Below are 19278 nucleotides of genomic sequence, written 5' to 3'. Positions count from 1 at the left end.
TCGGCCATCCGAACCTTTGCCGTTTATGAGACTTTTAGTACAGATTACCGCCTACCTGCTACCCCTTTTTTGGGCGAGCCAAGTTGCCTCTGCCGATAATCAGATCATCATTGAAACCCAGCAAACCGCCCTGGTGATTCGGGTGGACAAAGATGCCGACCCAACGATGGTTTATTTGGGAAAAAGGCTCCAGCAGCCTACGGAATACGGCCTGCTAACGGGGAATGGCAAGCGGGGCGAGGATTATACGAAAATTTACAACTCCGTTTATACGCCGGCAGGTGGGCGTAATTTGCTCGAACCCGCCATTCAGGTGACGCACGCCGATGGCAATCCGTCGCTGGATCTGAAATATGTTCGGCACGAAAAAAGTGACCTAGCCGATGGTATTGTCTTAACGAAAGTGTACTTGAAAGATCCGCAGTATCCTTTTGAAGTAACCCTTTTTTACAAAGCGTATCAAAAAGAAGACGTCATTGAACAGTGGTCGTCGATTCGGCATACGGAGAAAAAGCCCGTTCGGATGCAGAAATATGCCTCGGCAAATCTTTATTTACCCGCTCAAAGTTATTACCTGACCCATTTCCACGGCGATTGGGCGCAGGAAATGAAACCGGAAGAAATACAATTATCAGCGGGACTAAAAGTGCTGGATACGAAACTGGGAACCCGCGCGGATCTGTTTCAGGCCCCTTCGTTTCTGCTTGCGCTCAATAAACCGGCGGATGAAGAAACCGGCGAGGTTCTGGCCGGAACGCTGGCCTGGTCGGGCAACTACCAGTTGCAGTTTGAAGTAGATCCGCTGCGCAATCTGCGGCTTATTTCGGGCATCAATCCGTACGCGTCTGAATACACGCTGGCTCCAAACAAGGAGTTTGTAACCCCCGCTTTTCTGTTTACGTATTCGGCCAGCGGAACCGGCACGGCCAGCCGCAACATGCACCGTTGGGCCCGAAAACACCGCATTCCGCAGGGGGAAGGCAACCGGCTAACGCTGCTCAACAACTGGGAAGCTACCTTCTTTGATTTTAACGAGGAAAAATTGACGACTTTATTCAAAGATGGCAAGAAGCTAGGCGTCGATTTGTTTTTGCTGGATGATGGCTGGTTTGGCAACAAATACCCGCGCAACAACGACCGCACCAGTTTGGGCGATTGGCAGGAGAACAAGCAAAAGCTCCCGCATGGCCTTGGCTACCTGATCAAAGAAGCCGAAAGCGCAGGCATCCGGTTTGGAATCTGGCTGGAACCGGAGATGGTTAGCCCGAAAAGTGAGCTGTATGAAAAACACCCGGATTGGGTTATCAAGCTGCCTAACCGCGCCGAATATTATTTCCGGAATCAACTGGTATTGGATTTGTCTAATCCAAAAGTGCAGGATTTTGTCTACAGCATCGTGGACGACATGCTAACCAAAAATCCGACGCTAGGGTACATCAAGTGGGATTGCAACGCCGTTATTTACAACGCCTTTTCGGCTACGAATGCCAACCAGTCGCACTTGTATATTGATTACGTGCAGGGGCTATATAAAGTTCTCGAGCGCCTACGGACCAAATACCCCACCTTGCCTTTAATGCTGTGTTCGGGCGGGGGCGGTCGGGTTGACTACGGGGCGTTGAAATACTTCACCGAATTCTGGCCGAGCGATAACACCGACGGCTTAGAGCGCGTTTTTATTCAGTGGGATTACTCGTATTTCTATCCGGCCATTGCGACTTGTAACCACATTACGGATTGGGGTAAACAACCCATTAAGTTCCGGACGGATGTGGCCATGATGGGAAAAATGGGCTATGATATTGTGGTCGGGAAGCTGGACGAAAAAGAGCTCAGCTTTAGCCAGGAGGCACTGAAAACTTACAGCCGAGTCAAGGAGGTGATCTGGAAAGGGGATTTATTCAGGTTGGTAGCACCCTACAAAAATAATTTAGCTTCGTTAATGTATGTATCTGAAAAGCAGGATAAAGCAGTCTGGTTTAGCTATCTGGTAAGCAATCGGTACCAGGAGGGCAGCCAGGCACCGATTCGGTTGAAAGGGCTTAATCCGGCGAAAAAATACAAGGTGCAGGAATTGAATGTTTATCCAGGAACCAACTCGCGAATCAACCAGAATCCAGCAGTACTGTCAGGGGATTATCTGATGACGGTTGGATTTAACCCAGTTGTTGATGCACGGCGGACGAGCGTGGTACTGGAACTAACGGAGACAAATTAACGCCAAAAAAGCCGGCATTGCTAAGTGACGGAGAAAACAATTTGGCTGGTCTGGTAGTCGTATTCAGACAACCCGACTGTAAACCCATTTTTTTATGTCATTTTATTCGACGCGTCCAGAAGATTTACTTTTTGATGCCGCCCGCAAAGGCGACACGGCTTACATAAAACAGCTTATTGAAGCCAATATTGATATCAACATGCAGGACGGACGCGGGTTTACGCCCTTGATCGTCGCTGCTTATGATGGTTATCTGGATACGGTACGAGTTTTGATTGACGCCAACGCCGATGTCAACGCTCAGGATTTGAATGGCAATACGGCCCTGATGGGAGTTTGTTTTAAAGGCTATCCAGACATTGCTCAATTACTCATTGAGAACGGAGCTGATCTGAATATCCAAAACGGAAGCGGCGGCACGGCGCTCATGTTTGCTACCATGTTTGGCCGAAATGAGTTGGTAAAATTAATGATCGGAGCCGGAGCAGACGCCACCATTCAGGATGGACGTGGGCAAACGGCCCGCCAGCTGGCAATCCAGCAAGGCAATGATGAAGCTATAAGCCTGCTGCAATAACGGAACGGCTGCTATTCTTCGTAATAGTAGCCGAAAATAATTCCCATTTCTTCCTCACTGGACAAACCGAATTGAACCGTTTTATCGGTTGTGTTATTGTAGGTGATCTCGGATGTGAATCCTTCGCCTGCTTTGAGCGAAATTGGGTTTTTTAGATTTATGATGTCCGGATGCTGCCAGTCGTTGGACGTATAAACAACTTCGCCATTGCGGGCTCCACCGTATATCTTGATGACAAACTTTTCACCCAGTTTGTGCATGTGGGAGGTCAGCGTTAATACGCGAACGTTCTTATCAAACGTGAACGATTTGACAGCGGTTGTCCGTTGCTTCGCTGGTAAATTAAGGCCGGTATTGCCGAAATCGATGGTTTTCAGGACGTGCTGAACCTGCGCTTTATTGACCGTATAGAAATTGACATACGCCTCCCCGACAATTGGCTGTGTTGATTTATTCACATAGTGGGAATTCAGATCAAGCGATGTGTTAGCTGTGAACGGAAGAGCGGCACCTTCGGGGAACGTGTAATCAAATGTTGTTGTCTGACTACCGGCAGCAAAAACGTGGTTTTGCATCGATAAATACGTGTCCAGGTTCAAACTGCCATCCGGGTTACGTACATCCCGAATCTGATTAAGCTGGGGCAGAGAATTGGTGGACTTAAAGCTGTGAACGAGCAAGTGGTGACTATTGGTTCGCATCTTGATCTGGATGCGTTTTACGTAGATATCCGATTGGTTACCAATCATTTTACGAACGAAGATTTCCCGCTCAAAATTTGGTTGAATATTAAACGGATCAACCTTCATCTGGAATCCCTGGCCAGTAGCGGGAGGCAACAGCGCCTCAAACTCGCCCACACTTGGGGTTTTGTCATCCAGTAAAGCCACATCCACAACACTGCCTGTTTTCGGAGCGCCTGCCTCAATCCAGCGTCTGACAAATTCAATCTGTCCGACCGTCAGGGGCTCCCGACCGAGGGGCATCAGGTTGCCATATTGCTTGCCATTGTGGTGGGAAGCGTCAGCCGTTAGCTTATGGAAAAGGAGGCTTTCCATGGCGTTAAACGGTTTTACCCGCAGCATACCGTCTTCCTTTGCCAGCGCATTCGTGGAGGCAACACCAACGAGGTTCTCGAACGCACTTTCTTTCGCTAAAACAAGGCGGTGTTGGTTAAACGACCCGTCCTGCTGCGAAGCGTGACAACCCGAAAGGGCACAGTTGGTTGTTAAAATTCGCTCTTGCAGTAAATCAAAACTGGCTTTGTCGGTAGGGTCAATGGGCTTATCATCGCCTTTTTGGCAAGAGGCAATTAACAAAGCCGAACCAATCGTAAGTAGCAAATAATTTGTTACTGCTGAAAGCCGCATCATAACTGAAGAGTTTGTTAGTGCAAAGTAAAACCGAAAGAGTAACTTAAGCGTCTCTTTTTGATTTTTTGTACGTTAATTTTTGTCTACGGTGCAGGAATAGCTAGACTAGCGCTTCTATCAGGTCGTCGTTAATGCTATTACAGCTGATCAAAACCGAAGCGTGAAATGCTGCCGTGGTTGCTGCGCCCGGAAAAAAACGAGTCCTATATAAAACAGATCAATCGTAACTACCGTCTTTGGGTGTGCTTTTATCGCCTCCCACGCTTGCTCCATGCCATCAGACCAGTGAATGTCGTCAAAAACAAAACAGGTGTCGTTATGAATCTTGTCGAGGCAGGTTTCAAAATAGCGCACTGTTGGCTCGAAGCGGTGGTTTGCATCAAAAAAAGCAAAATCGATGCGGTCAACTTCCGCTACCTGCTTACCGAGCGTTTCGTCAATATTTCCTACTACCAGATCAACATTTCGGTATCCGAGCCTTTGAAAATTTTGCGCTGCAATGCGGGCCGTTTGCGGACATCCTTCAAACGAAATAATACGCCCTTCCGGGTTAGCCGCCGCTTCATACAGCGTGGTTATTCCCAGGGAAGTGCCGAGGTCAAAAATAGTCTGGTAGTTATATTTCTGGATCAGGCGGTAGAATAACCGGGCAAATCGGGCGGGTTTTTCCGAGTTTTTGGCAATGTCCCGAATCATTCGCTGGTTAGATCCATTAACCCGTGAGCCAGCTCCAAAGTCGGTGATATCGATTTGCTCCCGATTGTTCAGCAGCTCTTTACGCAAAGTCCGAATGGGCGCAAATGCGGGCTCGGATGGATTATCCTGACGAATAAGCTGGGTGTATAAGTCAAATAAAAAAGGCGAGTGAAGCGAATGCTCATCCCGAGCTTTAAGCAAGTATTGTAAGTAAGCGCGGATCAAAAACAGTAAACTAATTTAGGCGGAAAGGGACTATCATGATGAATTCCGGGATGTTCACGAAAAATTGCTTGCCATCCAGGATACGTTCCATTAAATAGGTGCCGCGCATTTTTCCCAGGCTGGAACGTAGGTTGCAGCCGGATACATATTCGTGCGTTTCCCCGGGCTCCAGAATCGGTTGCTGTCCAACAACGCCTTCACCTTCCAACTCACGGACTGTGCCATTAGAGTCATAAATCATCCAGTGACGACGTTGCAACTGCACGGTATAGCCGCTACCGTTCTCAATGGTGATCCGATAAGTAAATACGTAATGCGCCTGTAATGGGCTGGAGTACTCTGGCTGATACTCGGTCCTGACAATGACCTTAACGCCTTCCGTAACTGCCGATATCATACTATCCTCCCTGCGGTTTAACATCTATTTAGAACGAAAATAAGATCCAAGAGTTTATAATCCCAACAACTAAGCAAAATATTTCCTCTATTTTGGCTGGTCAAAGGTACATTTCTAACAAAATAGTAAGCATTAAAATCCTTTTAAATAATAAACACACATGAAGGTTGCTATTGAACCCTCCTGGCAGCAGCGACTGCAAGCTGAATTTGAAAAGCCTTATTTTCCGAAACTGACTGAGTTCGTTCGTCAGGAATATGCTACCCAGCGCTGTTACCCACCGGGAAAGCTCATCTTTAACGCATTTGACAAATGCCCGTTCGATGAAGTAAAGGTTGTTATTCTGGGCCAGGATCCTTATCATAACGAAGGACAGGCAAATGGATTGTCTTTTTCAGTGAATGATGGTATAACTAAGCCCCCTTCGCTCATCAATATTTTCAAGGAAATTCAGGATGATCTGGGCAAGCCAATTCCCAAATCGGGAAACCTGGAGCGTTGGGCTGTTCAGGGTGTTTTATTGCTCAACGCGACGTTGACCGTTCGGGCGCATCAGGCGGGATCGCACCAGAACAAAGGGTGGGAAACGTTTACCGACGCGGCAATCAAGCATATTTCCGATGAGAAAGAGGACGTCGTTTTCCTGCTTTGGGGGGCGTATGCGCAAAAAAAAGGAGCCATCATCGATGACTCCAAACACCTGGTTCTAAAATCGAAACATCCATCGCCGATGGCTGCTCAGTGGGGTGGCTGGTTCGGAAATAAGCATTTTAGCCAAACCAATGCCTACCTGAAGAGTAAAGGATTGCCAGAAATTGACTGGTAAATAGAAGTAACTTTTTAAAGGTAAACGAGTGACAACGTTTCGAGCGTTGTCACTCGTTTTTTCTTTATTCAATAATTCTGAACAGGCGGTTCCAGCGAATTTTGCTCAGGGCACTTTCTGGGTTTGGATCGATGGACATCCAGATAAATACCGCTTTCCCAACGATATGGTCGGCGGGAACAAAACCCCAGAAGCGGGAATCGGCAGAATTATGCCGGTTATCACCCATCATGAAGTAATAATTCTGCTTAAATGTATAAGAGGTAATGGCCTTACCGTCAATAGTTACTGTTTTGTCGGTTAGTTCAACTTTATCGTTTCCTTCGTATTTTTTGATGACGGGGCCGTAAAGGGCAATGTTCTTTTCATCGAGCTGAACCGTTGCGCCTTCTTTCGGAACCGTGATCGGGCCGTAGTTGTCGATGTTCCACTTGAACAAGGGTGATTGCGGATAAATCGGGAAAAACGACGGCTGGCCTTTGGGCGAAGAAATAAGCTGAATTTCCTGCACGAAGTCCTGCTGCTTCAATAAAGCGGCTGTTTCCGGGGTAGTTTTTACTAAATAACCCGAAGCGTCATTGGAAGAAATGGTGTCGTTGTAAGTCTCTGAATACTGCTCAAAATCCGTGATGTCGTAGCGTTTGAAGACTTTTTCGCTGATGATAGAGCTCGTCTTGATAAAGTATTCATCCTGCATTTTAGGCGGATTCTGAAAAGGCTTGCCGTTGCTATATACTTGCCGATCGCGAATTTCCAGCACGTCGCCGGGGGCGCCAATGCAGCGCTTGATGTAGTTGGTCTTTAAATCGGTAGGGTACTGGTCTTCGGGCGGGTAATTAAAGACAACCACGTCACCCGCTTTCACCGACGAAAAACCAGGAAGACGAAACTGAGGCAATTGAATCCAGTCCAGGTAGGAGGGAATCTCGGTACCCCATATTTTTTGGTGCGTCAAAGGAACCTGTAAAGGAGTTTTGGGTGTCCGGGTTCCGTAGTGCAATTTACTGACAAACAGGAAGTCACCAACGAGAAGGCTTTTTTCCATCGACGGTGTCGGAATGGTAAACGCTTCCATAAACAGCCAGCGGATCAGCGTAGCTGCTACGACAGCAAATACAATCGAATCGAGCCACTCGCGGCCCGGCGATTTTTGCTTGCGGACAATTTTAGTTTTGGAATCCTGGTTTACAACGGCCATATTAATAACTCGAAAAGGCTGGTAGTCAGTTAGTACAAGCAGCCTGATTACATAATTTACAGCAAATTAATTAAAAAAAGCGAATTCGATAAACACCGGTTTATTTGGAGAGCGGGTATTTAGGCGAGTAAATCATCCATTCCGAACACGCCCTGCCGACCAACCAGCCATTCAGCGGAGATAACGGCTCCGAGGGCAAACCCCTGTCGGCTATGCGCTTCGTGCTTGATTTCAATCGTGTCAACCTCCGACTGGTACCGAACAACGTGCGTTCCCGGCACAACGCCTTCCCGCAGCGATTCAATCGGGATTTCATCGGCTTCAATTTGAGTATCTGCTTCTTCCTGCAAGGCCCAGCGGGATTTGTGCGGTAAATTTTCCAGCAGACCTTCGGCCAGCGTAATGGCCGTGCCGCTAGGAGCATCTTTTTTCTCCGTGTGGTGAATTTCCGTCATCGAAACGTGATAAGACGGATACGTTCGCATGAACTGCGCCAGAATTTTATTGAGGCGGAAAAAGAGATTGACCCCGATGCTATAATTGGATGCGTAGAAAAAAGCGCCTTGTTTTTCGGCGACGAGCGCTTCAATTTCTGGACGATGACTCAGCCAGCCCGTGGTACCGCAGACGGTTGGCCAGCCATTTTGCAAACTTGTTTTTATGTTTTCGACGGCTGATTCGGGAGAACTAAACTCAATCACGGCATCGACATCGTCTTTGGTTAAGGCGTCGAGTTCGGCACGGTTGTTCAGGTCAATGCGGCCCACAATCTCGTGTCCCCGGTCAAGGGCAATTTGTTCAATTGTTCGGCCCATTTTGCCGTATCCAAGTAGCAGTAATTTCATTTGGGAAGGTACAGGTTATTACTTTTTAAAGTTGAAAGACAGGCGAACACCCGGCGCAATAAGGGCTGGTGTTAAGGGCGTAGCACCAACGCCGAAGGACGGTTGCACCCGAAGCGATAAATCATCCGTAAGGTCAAACGTTTTCAAGTGGGCTGATACATTGGCGTCGATGACATTGAGTCCCCAAAGGGCTACGCCTAGTAAGACGTTTAAATCGCGGTAACGGCGGAAAGCGTTATACCCTCGTTCCAGCGTGCCCTCGGCAACCGTTCGTGAAACACCATTAATTTCAATCTGCGTCGTTTTTGTGGTGCTTCGGTAGGCTTTATCCCAATGTTCCCGGTAAAATTTTGTTCGGCCATTCATGTAGTTAATGAAGTAGCCAATGGTGCCGAAGCCCGCGTAGATAATCGGAATTTTCCAATATTGCCGGTTATAGGCCTGGCCTAATCCTGGTAAAATGGCCGAGCGGACGGTGGCTTTCTTAGGGATAATTTTACGAATTTGGGCCGTTTTTTTTTCGTCTAGCCGGACGGTATCGGTCGTTTTAGCCGGAGCCAAGGTGTCTCCAATGGAAATCATTTCGGAAGAGCCCACCCGCACCGTATCGCGACCTGCCTTGGTGGAGTCTGGCACCTGGCCCCAGGCAGCAAGACTGAGTAGCCAACTAAAAAATCCAAGCCAAAAACTCCGTTTCAAAATAACTGCTTTAATTTCTATACTCATGAGGTAAGGCAACAATGCTCATCAATTCGCAACTAACGGGTTAATGAGCATTGTCTTTTTCTTACCAACGAGTCCAATACATGATTTATGAATAAAACGCTGGAATTAACTTTTTTTAAGCTTTGTAATTCAAAACATCCAGAATTCGGTTCAGCTCGTCCTGCGTAGTAAACGGAATCTTGATTTCGCCCTTTTGTTTATCGTCGGACTTAATGGAAACTTTGGTTCCAAACATAGACGACAGCTTAAACTGAAGGCTCCGAATCTCCTGTTTGTAGGGCGTTGAGCGGCGTTCGGGTAGGGCTTCCGGCGAGTTCGATAAATTCCGAACGGCTTCTTCTACTTTACGAACCGACCAATCTTCTTCAACCGTCCGTTTGAACAACTTGATCTGCACATCGTGGTCATCAATGTTGATGATCGCCCGGGCGTGTCCCATCGAGATTTTATTGTCTCGCAGGGCAGCCTGAATAACGGGTGGCAGTTTCAGCAGCCGGATGTAATTATTAACGGTCGTACGATTTTTACCGACGCGCTCGCCCAGTTCTTCCTGCTTTAAACTACACTCGGTAATAAGCCGTTGGTAGCTCAATGCAATCTCAATGGAGTTCAGGTTTTCGCGCTGGATGTTCTCAATCAGGGCCATTTCCAGCATTTGCTGGTCGTTGGCATGCCGAACATAGGCTGGAATGTGTGTCAGTCCTGCTATTTTCGAAGCCTGCAAACGTCGTTCGCCGGAGATCAGCTGGTACTGGTCCTTACCCATTTGCCGCACCGTGATAGGCTGGATAATTCCCTGAACTCTAATTGAATCCGCCAATTCCTGCAAAGCTTCCTGGTCAAAGCGCGTCCGGGGCTGGAAGGGGTTCGTCTCAACAAAATTGACACTGATTTCGGTCATGGTTGAGATGGACTCGTAAGGCGACGGCTTGTTTTGCCGGTTCACCGAGTCGCTGTCCTGGAGCAGGGCTCCCAGTCCACGGCCCAGACCAATCATCTTTTTATTGGCGACTGCTTTTGTGTTCGAATTCTCCATGTTTGGCTAATGTCTTAATGGAATTACACCATCTGGTCCTGGGGTAGCATTCCGTTCTTAGTAAGGATTTCGCGGGCCAGATTCAGGTAACTGATAGCGCCCTTGCTGTCGGCATCCTGGGCGATTACCGGCAAACCAAAGCTCGGAGACTCGCTTAATCGGATGTTTCGCGGAATAATCGTATTAAAGACCATTTGCTGAAAATGAGCGGTTACTTCGCTGACGACCTGATTGGAGAGTCGAACGCGTAAGTCGTACATCGTAAGCAGAATTCCTTCAATAGCCAAATGTGTATTGAGTCGAGACTGAATAATTTTGATGGTATTCAGCAACTTGCCCAACCCTTCTAGCGCAAAATATTCGCATTGCACCGGAATAATGACCGAATCGGCAGCGGTTAAGCTGTTGATGGTAATCAAACCAAGTGAAGGTGAACAATCGATAATGACAAAATCATAATCGTTTTTTAAATCCACCATGGCCTCTTTCATGCGATCTTCGCGGTTTTTGAGATTGATCATCTCAATTTCTGCGCCGACAAGATCGATGTGGGAGGGAAGTAAATCCAGGTTTGGGAAATCAGTTTGGATGATGGCATCGCGGGGCGAAAAGCCTTCGACCATGCATTCATAGATACTGTTTTCGATTTCCTTCGGATTGTAACCCAAGCCTGAGGTTGAATTGGCTTGCGGATCGGCGTCGACAATTAACGTTCGAAACTCAAGGGCGGCCAGACTGGCAGCTAGGTTAATCGTAGTAGTGGTTTTTCCGACGCCTCCCTTTTGGTTGGCAATTGCAATAACTTTACCCATGGGTGTGTACGTTACAGACCCAAATATCTACAGACCTATATTAAGAAACAAGAAATGTTTCACGGAATTTCGAAAATGTTTCACAAAGGCGTAAAGAGCGAAAGAGTTAGTGAGTGATAGAGTGAAAGAGGCCAAGGCTGAAAAATTTGTTCTTTCACTCTTTATCGCTTTCGCTCGATCACTTTAGGCCCAAACCTGCGTTCCTTCCGTGCAGTTTTTGCACATTTCGATTTCGGAGCGCGACCGAATCAATGCCTGCCGAAAATCATGGTAAGGCTCGCTTTGCCAGAGCTGCTTGAACGTCTGCTCTTTCAGGTCGCCCAGCCGATGGTGAGCGTCTTTATCGAAGCAGCAGGGCACCACCAAGCCATCCCAGGTAATGACGCACGAATGCCACATTTTCCAGCAATGGCCGTCCAGCGTGTTTTTAATGGTATATTTTCCGTCGCTTTGGCGGGCGTAGCGGGCGTATTTGTCGATGGTAGGAATGAGATCAGAGCCTTCTTCGTAGTCGTAAATCTGGGCGGTTTTCAAAGCCACTTCGTCGACGCCTAGTTCTTTGGCCAGCCGTTTCACATCGTCGATCTGGTGCTCGTTGGGGCGCACCACCAAAAACTGAAAGATAACGTGGGGTGTCCGGGATTTTAGCTCCTTTTTCCACTTAAGAATATTCTTGGTGCCTTCGATGACCTTATGCAGTTTTCCGCCTACGCGGTATTGCTGATAGACTTCCTGGGTGGTGCCATCAATCGAAATAATGAGCCGGTCAAGGCCGGATTCAACAGTCTTGCGGGCGTTGGCATCCGTTAGATAATGCGCGTTAGTTGAGGTGGCGGTATAAATGCCTTTCTGGTGCGCATAGCCAACCAAATCCAGAAACTGAGGATGTAGATAAGGCTCGCCCTGAAAATAAAAAATCAGGTACAGCAGTGTATCTGCTAATTCGTCAATGGTGCGCTTGAACAGATCTTCGGGCAGCATACCGGTCGGACGCGTAAATGAGCGTAGCCCGCTGGGGCATTCCGGGCATCGGAGGTTGCAGGAAGTGGTGGGTTCAAAAGACAAGGCAATGGGTAAGCCCCGATGAACTGATTTGCCCGTTCGCTTCGATTCATAATAGCTGGAAAGCACTTTCAGCGCGTTCCAGGCGCGTTTGGGGGTAACTTTGGAGAAAAAATTCAGGCCATCGGATAAGTTGCGATTCATGCTTCCGGAGTGGAGTTATCTTACAAAGATAACAGCCTGAGGTAATATCCCGCTAAAACAGATCGTGGTAAACAAGCCAGGATGTAGGTAACTTGCTCATTCTGGCCTGAATACCACAGTATGATTATTTAATGAGGTCTTTTAAAGACTCCATCTCTTGTTTATTCTGCGTGACCATGCGCTGGGCGTGACCGATTAGTTCCTGATGCTTGCCGTATTGCAGGTAGTCCTGTGACAAATCAAAGCCATTTTGATACTGTTGCCGTAGTACGTTCAGGTAATCCTGGTCAAAGTTACCGGACATGGTATTGTTGTTATTCTTCTGGACCTCTATATCCAGCGCCTTCAACTTTTGGTCTGTCTGCTGCTGGAATGCCGAGTTGCTGGAGCCAGCCCGAAGATTTTTTGTGATGTTGTTCAAATCCGCAATGGCCTTTTCTTCCTCAGAAATCAAGGCTTTCGCCTTGTCAATCACCTGTGTATTTTGTCCATTTTTAACGGCTTGCTGCGCTAAGGCAAGCTGCGCCTGGTGATGAATTTTGATCAGTGTGACGTAGTCCATATCGGGATCGCCGGTTTTTTTGGCCGATTTCATCTGATCAAGCATGTGCATAATCGGCTGCATGATGAGGCTGCTTTTGTCCGATTTAGACTGGCGATTTTCCCGGCCCTGCGTAGGCGTTTGCGCTGCTCCAGTAACGGTCTGGCTACTGGTTGGGTTGGTGGATACCTGGCCGTAGGTATTGGCGTTCATCAGTAAACCCGTCGCCAATAGCACCAACGCGTGTTTCCCAAATTGCTGCTTCTTTTTCATATATCGTTGATAAGTGATTAAGAATATAAAAGATAACTAATCTCAAGTCGATTGGTTGACGGGATTCGTAGAACTTATTTAGAACAATTTTAAAATAATGATTGACAAGCTAGCGGTTAACTTGTATTTTTACTGGTCAAAAGACAACCTGTTGCGCCAGAGCCAGATTTAATTTGTATAAATTGTGACTACGCTTTCCCAAACGACTACTCAGCCCATTGAATTATACACGAATGCCAAAGGAGCCACATTTCAGTGTGACCTTACCAATCGTATTATCTTACAATTTGGGGAAGCGCGGGTTTCTTTGCGTATTACAGACTTTCTGGCATTCAAAAAGAAAGTCGATTCTGTGGACATCCACACGATGATTTTCAACACCGACGATGCCTACGACGTCGAGATTATTGATGCCCCGCGTACCAATCACCAGTTTGTGTTGACCCTCTGCGATCTTATTGCACTTCGTGATCTGCTGGCAGGAACACGCTTTACGCTCGAACTGAATTCACTGCTTCACGCACGGCTTTATTTCGCTCCATCTTACTAGAATTCAGGCGATTTTCTTATTCAGACTTTTTCCAAATTTTGTCGAATTGAGCAGCCGGAAAAACTTTTTCCGGTCGAAAGCGGTATACTTGCTATGAACCACCGCGTTTCACGCTGACAAAACATATTATTTATATGAAGGATCTAGTAAGAATGAGAACTTTGCTCAAAGAAGAGATAGAGCAATTACTGAATAAGCAAATCAAAATGGAAGCCCATTCATCTTCCATTTATCTGGCAATGGCTTCTTGGTGTGACCGTTACGGTTTTCAGAATAGCGCAGGCTATTTCTACAAACAGGCTGAAGAAGAGCGGAAGCACATGCTTAAAATATTCAAATATGTAGCAGACATGGGTGGCACGGCCATCTCTCCGGAAGTTACTGATGTACCCCAGGACTTTGCTGGTTTCCGCGACGTGTTTGAACTGGCATTGGAGCAGGAAATTGCCGTTACCAATTCAATCAATCGGATTGTAGACGCTTGCCGCCGGTTATACGCTTACGAAACGGAAGAGTTTCTGATGTGGTTCGTTAAAGAACAACGTGAAGAAGAGTATGTGGCTCGCCGCGCCGTCGAACTTTTCGAAGTCATTGGCGAAGAAGGCGTTGGTCGTTACATGATCGACAAAGCCATTCCAAAAATTAGCTACGACGAAGACGGAGAGTAATCTACACCCGTAGATACTTATCTGGTTACATAATTTAGTATTTGGATAAAGGCACTGTCAAAACATTGGCAGTGCTTTTTGTCGTTTTAAGGAATATGTACGACGTAGTTATTGTTGGCGGAGGATTAGCTGGTCTGATTAGTGCTCTGGAATTGGCCAGAGCGGGTCATGCTGTAGCGCTGGTTGAACGGAAAACCTATCCCTTTCATAAAGTTTGCGGCGAATACGTGTCTAATGAAGTCCGGCCTTACATCGAATCGTTAGGCGTCGATCTGCGCCAATTAGGGGCCGCCCACATTGATTATCTGGAAGTTACCTCACCAACAGGCCGACAACTGACGACAAAGCTGGATCTGGGCGGTTTTGGGATTAGTCGTTACAACTTTGATTTGGCCCTCTACCAGCTTGGTTTAGACGAAGGGGTGAACTTTCTATTGGGGAAATCAGTCGAAGAAGTACAGTTTACCCACGACCAGTTTTCGGTTACGCTGAACGATGGGCAAGTGCTGGCGGCTCGGTTGGTGATTGGAGCCTTTGGCAAGCGCTCGAAGCTGGATAAAAGCATGAACCGGCCCTTTATGCAAAAACCGTCTCCTTACATTGGTGTTAAATACCACATTCGTATTGATTTTCCGACGGATACCATTGCTTTACATAACTTTCAGGCGGGTTACTGCGGCCTTTCGGCTATTGAAGAGGGGAAATACTGCCTTTGCTATCTAACCACGCGCCAAAACTTAAAGCAATTCGGCAATATCCCCGCTATGGAACAGGCCGTTTTATGGCAAAATCCTCATTTGAAAGCCGTTTTCGAACGCGCTGAGTTTCTATACGAAAAGCCCGAAGTCATCAATGAAATTTCGTTTGCGGCCAAAAAAGCGGTTGAAAATCACATTCTGATGGCGGGCGACTCGGCTGGTTTGATAACGCCCCTTTGTGGCAACGGGATGGCAATGGCCATTCATGGTGCCAAACAAGCCAGCGATCTAGCTACAAACTACCTGCGGGGCACACTAACGCGAGCCGAATTGGAAGAAAAATACCAACAAGCCTGGTCAAAGCTGTTTGCCCGGCGTCTTTGGATCGGGCGCACGGTACAGCAACTTTTCGGGAGCCGATGGTTAACAGAAATAGCTGTAACCACACTAGGGGCAGCAAAACCACTTTTACGGGAAGTAATCCGGCAAACACATGGCAAAATCATTTCGGTAACCTAAGCTGAAATTGGCCTTTAGGAGTATATTGCCGGACGGTACGAACCGCTCAGTTCAGCGACTGATGGAGATAACCAAGCGCAACGAAAAGGATGTAAACAGTTTGGCCAAGAAGTAGTTTTATCTTCAGTCAAAACGGAAACTGAGCGGAGAAATAAAAAGCCTAGTCAACCGGAATAACAGTGGTATTTTTTACTTCAGACATAACAAAAAAGCTGCTGATGTGCAGGATGCCGGGTAATACCGAGAGGTGGTCCTGATAAAATCGATTGTAGCTTTCCATGTCCTGAGCAACAATTTTTAACAAATAATCAAACGTTCCGGAGACGCGGTTGCATTCAATTACCTCAGGGAGTTTGGCAATAGATTGGTCAAAGTCGATAAAGGTGTCACGCGTTTGCTTGTCGAGTGTTACCTGGCAGTAAATAATGAGCGAACTGCCGACCTTTTTCTTGTTTACCAACGTTACGTAGCGATCAATAACGCCATCCCGTTCTAGCCGCTTAATGCGTTCATGAACCGGCGTTTTAGACAGATTAATTTGTTGTCCAATCTCCTGAATTGTTAGTTGGGCATTTTCCTGGAGAAGGGTCAGGATTTGCCGGTCTACTTTATCTAACCCGTTCATAAGTGGTCTTTTTTCTTAGGATAGTGCAAACAGACTGTTGATTTAGTATTTTTTTCTTCAATATAATGATTTGTAATATTTTTTTCCTGAAAAAAGAGCAAATCTATAGAAATAAGCACTTGTTCGGTTATCTTTGCTAAGTCAATTAATTACACTTCAGACACCTTTTCTGACATGGTTATTGGAGTCCCCAAAGAAATAAAAAATAATGAAAACCGCGTTGCTTTAACGCCTGCGGGTGTTGCTGAGTTACGTAAGCATGGTCATACTGTTTACGTACAGGTCAATGCAGGTCAAGGTAGTGGTTTTGAAGACGAGGAATACATTGAGGCCGGTGCCACAATGCTCCCCACGATCGAAGAAGTATATGGCATCGCCGAGATGATTATCAAGGTGAAGGAGCCAATTGCGCAGGAGTATGATCTTATCAAAGAAGACCAGCTTCTGTTCACGTATTTCCACTTCGCTTCTTCCGAAGAATTGACGCAGGCGATGATCGAGCGGAAGGCTATCTGTCTGGCTTATGAAACGGTAGAGAAAGCGGATCGTTCTCTGCCTTTGCTGGTTCCAATGTCAGAAGTAGCTGGCCGGATGGCTATTCAGGAAGGGGCTAAATACCTCGAGAAACCTTTGAAAGGCCGTGGTATTCTGCTGGGTGGCGTTCCGGGTGTAAAACCTGCTAACGTATTGGTTCTGGGTGGCGGTATTGTTGGAACACAAGCGGCTAAAATGGCGGCGGGTCTGGGTGCCCACGTTACCATTATGGATATTAGCCTGCCTCGTTTGCGGTACCTGTCGGACATTATGCCGCCGAACGTAACCACGATGATGTCCAATGACTACAGCATTCGCGAGCAGGTAAAGCAAGCGGATCTTATCGTTGGTGCCGTGTTGATTCCGGGTGCCAAAGCGCCCCACCTTATCACGCGGGAAATGCTGAAACTCATGCGCCGGGGTACGGTATTGGTTGATGTTGCCGTTGATCAAGGCGGTTGCATCGAAACCTGCGTACCGACAACACACGAAAATCCAACGTATATCATTGATGACGTCGTGCATTATTGCGTAGCGAACATGCCCGGTGCCGTTCCATATACATCAACCTTGGCATTGACGAACGCGACTCTTCCGTATGCGTTGCAGTTAGCCAATAAAGGATGGGTGAAAGCGTGTAACAGCAACGAAGAACTGCGTAAAGGCCTGAATGTCGTAAACGGTAAAATAGTTTATCAGGGTGTAGCCGAAGCTTTCAACCTGCCACTGACTGACATTAAAGAGATTTTGCGCGAAGAAGAGATAACGGCTTAAGCAGCTATCAAATCGAATAAAATAGAAAATTATAAGGGTTTAGGAATAAAATAATCAGAAAGGCGTCGAGCAATTGTTCGACGCCTTTTTTGTGGGATTTCGCTTAATAGGTCGTTGGTAGAAACTGCTTGGCGAGTACTTGCCATTCCGCTTCAAGGGTTCCGCTAAAAACCGACGCCCCTGCGCGACGGTACCAGTAGCCAGCATTCCATTGATCGCCTTCTTTACGGTGTAGGTAAGCATGAAGGCGGTCGTAATCGGGGGTGCCTTCGCGGCTTTGCGCAATGTCGTGCGCTTTTTCCCAATCATCATTGGCATCGTGCCAAAGTGCTTGTAACAGAGGCGGCAAGCTGGCAGGTGGCTCAGGTCCTTCGAGGGTAGCGATAAAATTCTGAAGTGTCATGGCGGTTGGGCGTTTCTTTAACGTAAAAAGACGAGACTGCTAGTGAAAAAATTGCGGGGCAAAGTTCATCAGGAAAGCTTCGTCCGTGGCGCGGGTCAATGCTGTATACAACCAGCGTACAAATTCCTGATTTACCTGTCCATCAGGCAAATAACCCTGGTCGATGAAAACCGCACTCCATTGGCCCCCCTGGGCTTTGTGGCACGTAAGAGCATAGGCAAACTTCACTTGCAGAGCACTGAGGTAAGGGTCACGGCGAATGGCTTCGGATCGTTCGCGCTTTGATTTGATGTAGAAATAATCTTTCTGGACGCTTTCGTACAGATTTTTGTTTTCTTCCCGCCCCAGGGCCGGAGATGCCGAATAGAGTGTATCCAGAATAATTTTGGTTTCAAATTCGGGCTGTTCGTCATAATCGACCAGACGAAGCAGCACAGTGGCGAACCGCAGGCCATGAATTTCTTCCCGCTTACGGATTTTCATCACCTCCACAAAATCGCCATTGGCCAGAAAACCCGCCGGGCTGTCATCGTCCAGAACCGTGTAATTATTGCGCACAATCATCAGCAAGTCGCCGGCGTCGAGTTCTTCCTCACACTGGTTAATGGAACGACGAATGTACTGGTTATACTGAACCGCCGTTTTATTGGAGCGCGTGATAATGATGGTATTTTCACGACCGTATTTATCGTGGGCATACCGAATTCCGTCTTCCAGGCGCTCCCCGGTCATTTTGTAAATGTCGCGAAAATGACGCGTAGAAAATTGAATGACAGGCGCTTCCTGATGCAGGGTATTGCGTAATGATGTAGCGTTGATCAGAATTCCCGAATCTTCTTCCTGCCGCATGACTTCGGTTAGCTCCTGGCCAAAAACGGTCAGGTCAAATTGGCGTTCGAGATAACCTGCATCCAGCGCGGGGCTTAGTTCTTTGCCAATGGGCGGCAACTGGGCCACATCCCCAACCAGCATGATTTTATTACCCGGATTCTCGAAAATGTAATCAATAAGATCGGCGAGCAACCCGTTCATGCCAATCTCGGCGTCATCGCTAATCATCGATGCTTCATCGACAATAAAAATGGTGTCTTCGTGGTAATTTTTCTGCCGCTGAAACGCCAGGCTTCCCGAATTGGCATCGGCAATCTGGCGGTAAATTTTCCGGTGGATGGTCTGGGCCATGCGCTTCGAGTAGTTGGCCATGACCTTGGCCGCCCGGCCCGTTGGCGCCAGTAAAACGGATTTATAACCCAATTTGGGCAACACCTTGATCAGCGTACTGATCAGCGTCGTTTTCCCGGTTCCGGCATATCCTTTCAGTAAAAAGCAATCTCGGTAGCGTTCCTGTTCTTGTGGAAGAAGAAATTGCCCCATGCGCTCGAAAAAATCCTGCTGGCCTTTGGTAGGTTTAAACGGAAAGCGTTTTGCCAGCAACTGGGCAGGCGTGAGGGTATCATTCATAGCTTAAATTTACGATTTTTCCCTCAGATTGAAAAAAGAGCGGACGTGTAAAACAGGTACGCGAGACGCATTTTTCGGGACTTATTCTGCCTACTTA

Annotated in this window: 20 protein-coding genes; 7 read left to right on the top strand and 13 right to left on the bottom strand. The window is 47.3% G+C overall.

From position 1 onward, the window contains the following. Positions 1 to 25: 25 nt before the first annotated feature. Both L0Y31_RS17690 and L0Y31_RS17685 read left to right on the top strand, forming a co-directional pair. The gene (locus tag L0Y31_RS17690) at positions 26 to 2218 is read left to right on the top strand and encodes an alpha-galactosidase (protein ID WP_234734413.1); all 2193 of its coding nucleotides are present in this window, start codon (positions 26 to 28) and stop codon (positions 2216 to 2218) included. 94 nt (positions 2219 to 2312) lie between these two features. Beyond that, complete coding sequence (locus tag L0Y31_RS17685) at positions 2313 to 2795, top strand: ankyrin repeat domain-containing protein (RefSeq protein WP_234734412.1); 483 nt, start codon at positions 2313 to 2315, stop codon at positions 2793 to 2795. An 11-nt stretch (positions 2796 to 2806) separates the two neighbouring features. Here L0Y31_RS17685 and L0Y31_RS17680 read toward each other — a convergent pair whose 3' ends face one another. The 3 genes from L0Y31_RS17680 to apaG form a co-directional block, all read right to left on the bottom strand. Then, a complete protein-coding gene (locus L0Y31_RS17680; protein ID WP_234734411.1) occupies positions 2807 to 4168 on the bottom strand; it encodes a monooxygenase in 1362 nt (453 codons plus the stop codon). Between the two features lie 147 nt (positions 4169 to 4315). Then, entirely contained in the window at positions 4316 to 5089 is a 774-nt protein-coding gene (locus L0Y31_RS17675; protein ID WP_234734410.1) for an O-methyltransferase, read from the bottom strand. Between the two features lie 10 nt (positions 5090 to 5099). Then, entirely contained in the window at positions 5100 to 5486 is a 387-nt protein-coding gene (gene apaG / locus L0Y31_RS17670) for a Co2+/Mg2+ efflux protein ApaG (protein WP_234734409.1), read from the bottom strand. 160 nt (positions 5487 to 5646) lie between these two features. Here apaG and ung point away from each other — a divergent pair, with 160 nt between their 5' ends. Beyond that, entirely contained in the window at positions 5647 to 6312 is a 666-nt protein-coding gene (ung, locus tag L0Y31_RS17665; protein ID WP_234734408.1) for a uracil-DNA glycosylase, read from the top strand. 64 nt (positions 6313 to 6376) lie between these two features. On the opposite strand, the gene lepB is transcribed toward ung, so the two are convergent. From lepB to L0Y31_RS17630, 7 genes are all read right to left on the bottom strand, one after another. Continuing rightward, positions 6377 to 7510: a signal peptidase I gene (gene lepB / locus L0Y31_RS17660; protein ID WP_234734407.1), complete on the bottom strand. Its 1134-nt coding sequence runs from the start codon at positions 7508 to 7510 to the stop codon at positions 6377 to 6379. Between the two features lie 119 nt (positions 7511 to 7629). Continuing rightward, positions 7630 to 8355 carry a 4-hydroxy-tetrahydrodipicolinate reductase gene (gene dapB, locus L0Y31_RS17655; protein ID WP_234734406.1) on the bottom strand — a complete coding sequence of 242 codons (726 nt, stop codon included), beginning with the start codon at positions 8353 to 8355 and terminating at the stop codon, positions 7630 to 7632. A gap of 18 nt (positions 8356 to 8373) precedes the next feature. After that, entirely contained in the window at positions 8374 to 9081 is a 708-nt protein-coding gene (locus L0Y31_RS17650) for a DUF5683 domain-containing protein (protein WP_234734405.1), read from the bottom strand. Between the two features lie 115 nt (positions 9082 to 9196). Then, positions 9197 to 10117 carry a ParB/RepB/Spo0J family partition protein gene (locus L0Y31_RS17645; protein ID WP_234734404.1) on the bottom strand — a complete coding sequence of 307 codons (921 nt, stop codon included), beginning with the start codon at positions 10115 to 10117 and terminating at the stop codon, positions 9197 to 9199. A gap of 23 nt (positions 10118 to 10140) precedes the next feature. Next, complete coding sequence (locus L0Y31_RS17640; RefSeq protein ID WP_234734403.1) at positions 10141 to 10929, bottom strand: ParA family protein; 789 nt, start codon at positions 10927 to 10929, stop codon at positions 10141 to 10143. Between the two features lie 183 nt (positions 10930 to 11112). Further along, positions 11113 to 12135 (bottom strand): SPASM domain-containing protein, encoded by a 1023-nt coding sequence (locus L0Y31_RS17635; protein ID WP_234734402.1) that lies wholly within the window; start codon positions 12133 to 12135, stop codon positions 11113 to 11115. Between the two features lie 124 nt (positions 12136 to 12259). Continuing rightward, the gene (locus tag L0Y31_RS17630; RefSeq protein WP_234734401.1) at positions 12260 to 12949 is read right to left on the bottom strand and encodes a DUF305 domain-containing protein; all 690 of its coding nucleotides are present in this window, start codon (positions 12947 to 12949) and stop codon (positions 12260 to 12262) included. Positions 12950 to 13133: 184 nt separating this feature from the next. On the opposite strand from L0Y31_RS17630, the gene L0Y31_RS17625 reads away from it, so the two are divergent. The 3 genes from L0Y31_RS17625 (at position 13134) to L0Y31_RS17615 (ending at position 15384) form a co-directional block, all read left to right on the top strand. Continuing rightward, positions 13134 to 13499 carry a hypothetical protein gene (locus L0Y31_RS17625; RefSeq protein ID WP_234734400.1) on the top strand — a complete coding sequence of 122 codons (366 nt, stop codon included), beginning with the start codon at positions 13134 to 13136 and terminating at the stop codon, positions 13497 to 13499. A 134-nt stretch (positions 13500 to 13633) separates the two neighbouring features. Next, positions 13634 to 14167 (top strand): ferritin, encoded by a 534-nt coding sequence (locus L0Y31_RS17620; protein WP_234734399.1) that lies wholly within the window; start codon positions 13634 to 13636, stop codon positions 14165 to 14167. Positions 14168 to 14262: 95 nt separating this feature from the next. Continuing rightward, positions 14263 to 15384, top strand: a complete 1122-nt coding sequence (locus tag L0Y31_RS17615; RefSeq protein WP_234734398.1) for an NAD(P)/FAD-dependent oxidoreductase — start codon at positions 14263 to 14265, stop codon at positions 15382 to 15384. Positions 15385 to 15544: 160 nt separating this feature from the next. Here the strand turns inward: L0Y31_RS17615 and L0Y31_RS17610 are convergent, their stop codons facing one another. Continuing rightward, positions 15545 to 16009, bottom strand: a complete 465-nt coding sequence (locus L0Y31_RS17610) for an Lrp/AsnC family transcriptional regulator (RefSeq protein ID WP_234734397.1) — start codon at positions 16007 to 16009, stop codon at positions 15545 to 15547. Positions 16010 to 16183: 174 nt separating this feature from the next. On the opposite strand from L0Y31_RS17610, the gene ald reads away from it, so the two are divergent. Beyond that, entirely contained in the window at positions 16184 to 17317 is a 1134-nt protein-coding gene (ald, locus tag L0Y31_RS17605) for an alanine dehydrogenase (RefSeq protein ID WP_234734396.1), read from the top strand. A 103-nt stretch (positions 17318 to 17420) separates the two neighbouring features. Here the strand turns inward: ald and L0Y31_RS17600 are convergent, their stop codons facing one another. Together L0Y31_RS17600 and L0Y31_RS17595 are read right to left on the bottom strand one after the other, a co-directional pair. Continuing rightward, a complete protein-coding gene (locus tag L0Y31_RS17600) occupies positions 17421 to 17720 on the bottom strand; it encodes a hypothetical protein (RefSeq protein WP_234734395.1) in 300 nt (99 codons plus the stop codon). Positions 17721 to 17759: 39 nt separating this feature from the next. Further along, positions 17760 to 19181, bottom strand: a complete 1422-nt coding sequence (locus L0Y31_RS17595; RefSeq protein ID WP_234734394.1) for an ATP-dependent DNA helicase — start codon at positions 19179 to 19181, stop codon at positions 17760 to 17762. Positions 19182 to 19278: the final 97 nt, after the last annotated feature.

The organism is Tellurirhabdus bombi (assembly GCF_021484805.1).
Lineage (GTDB): Bacteria > Bacteroidota > Bacteroidia > Cytophagales > Spirosomataceae > Tellurirhabdus > Tellurirhabdus bombi.
Note: the sequence above shows the minus strand (reverse complement) of the source record. Positions and strands in the feature narration are given on the sequence as shown.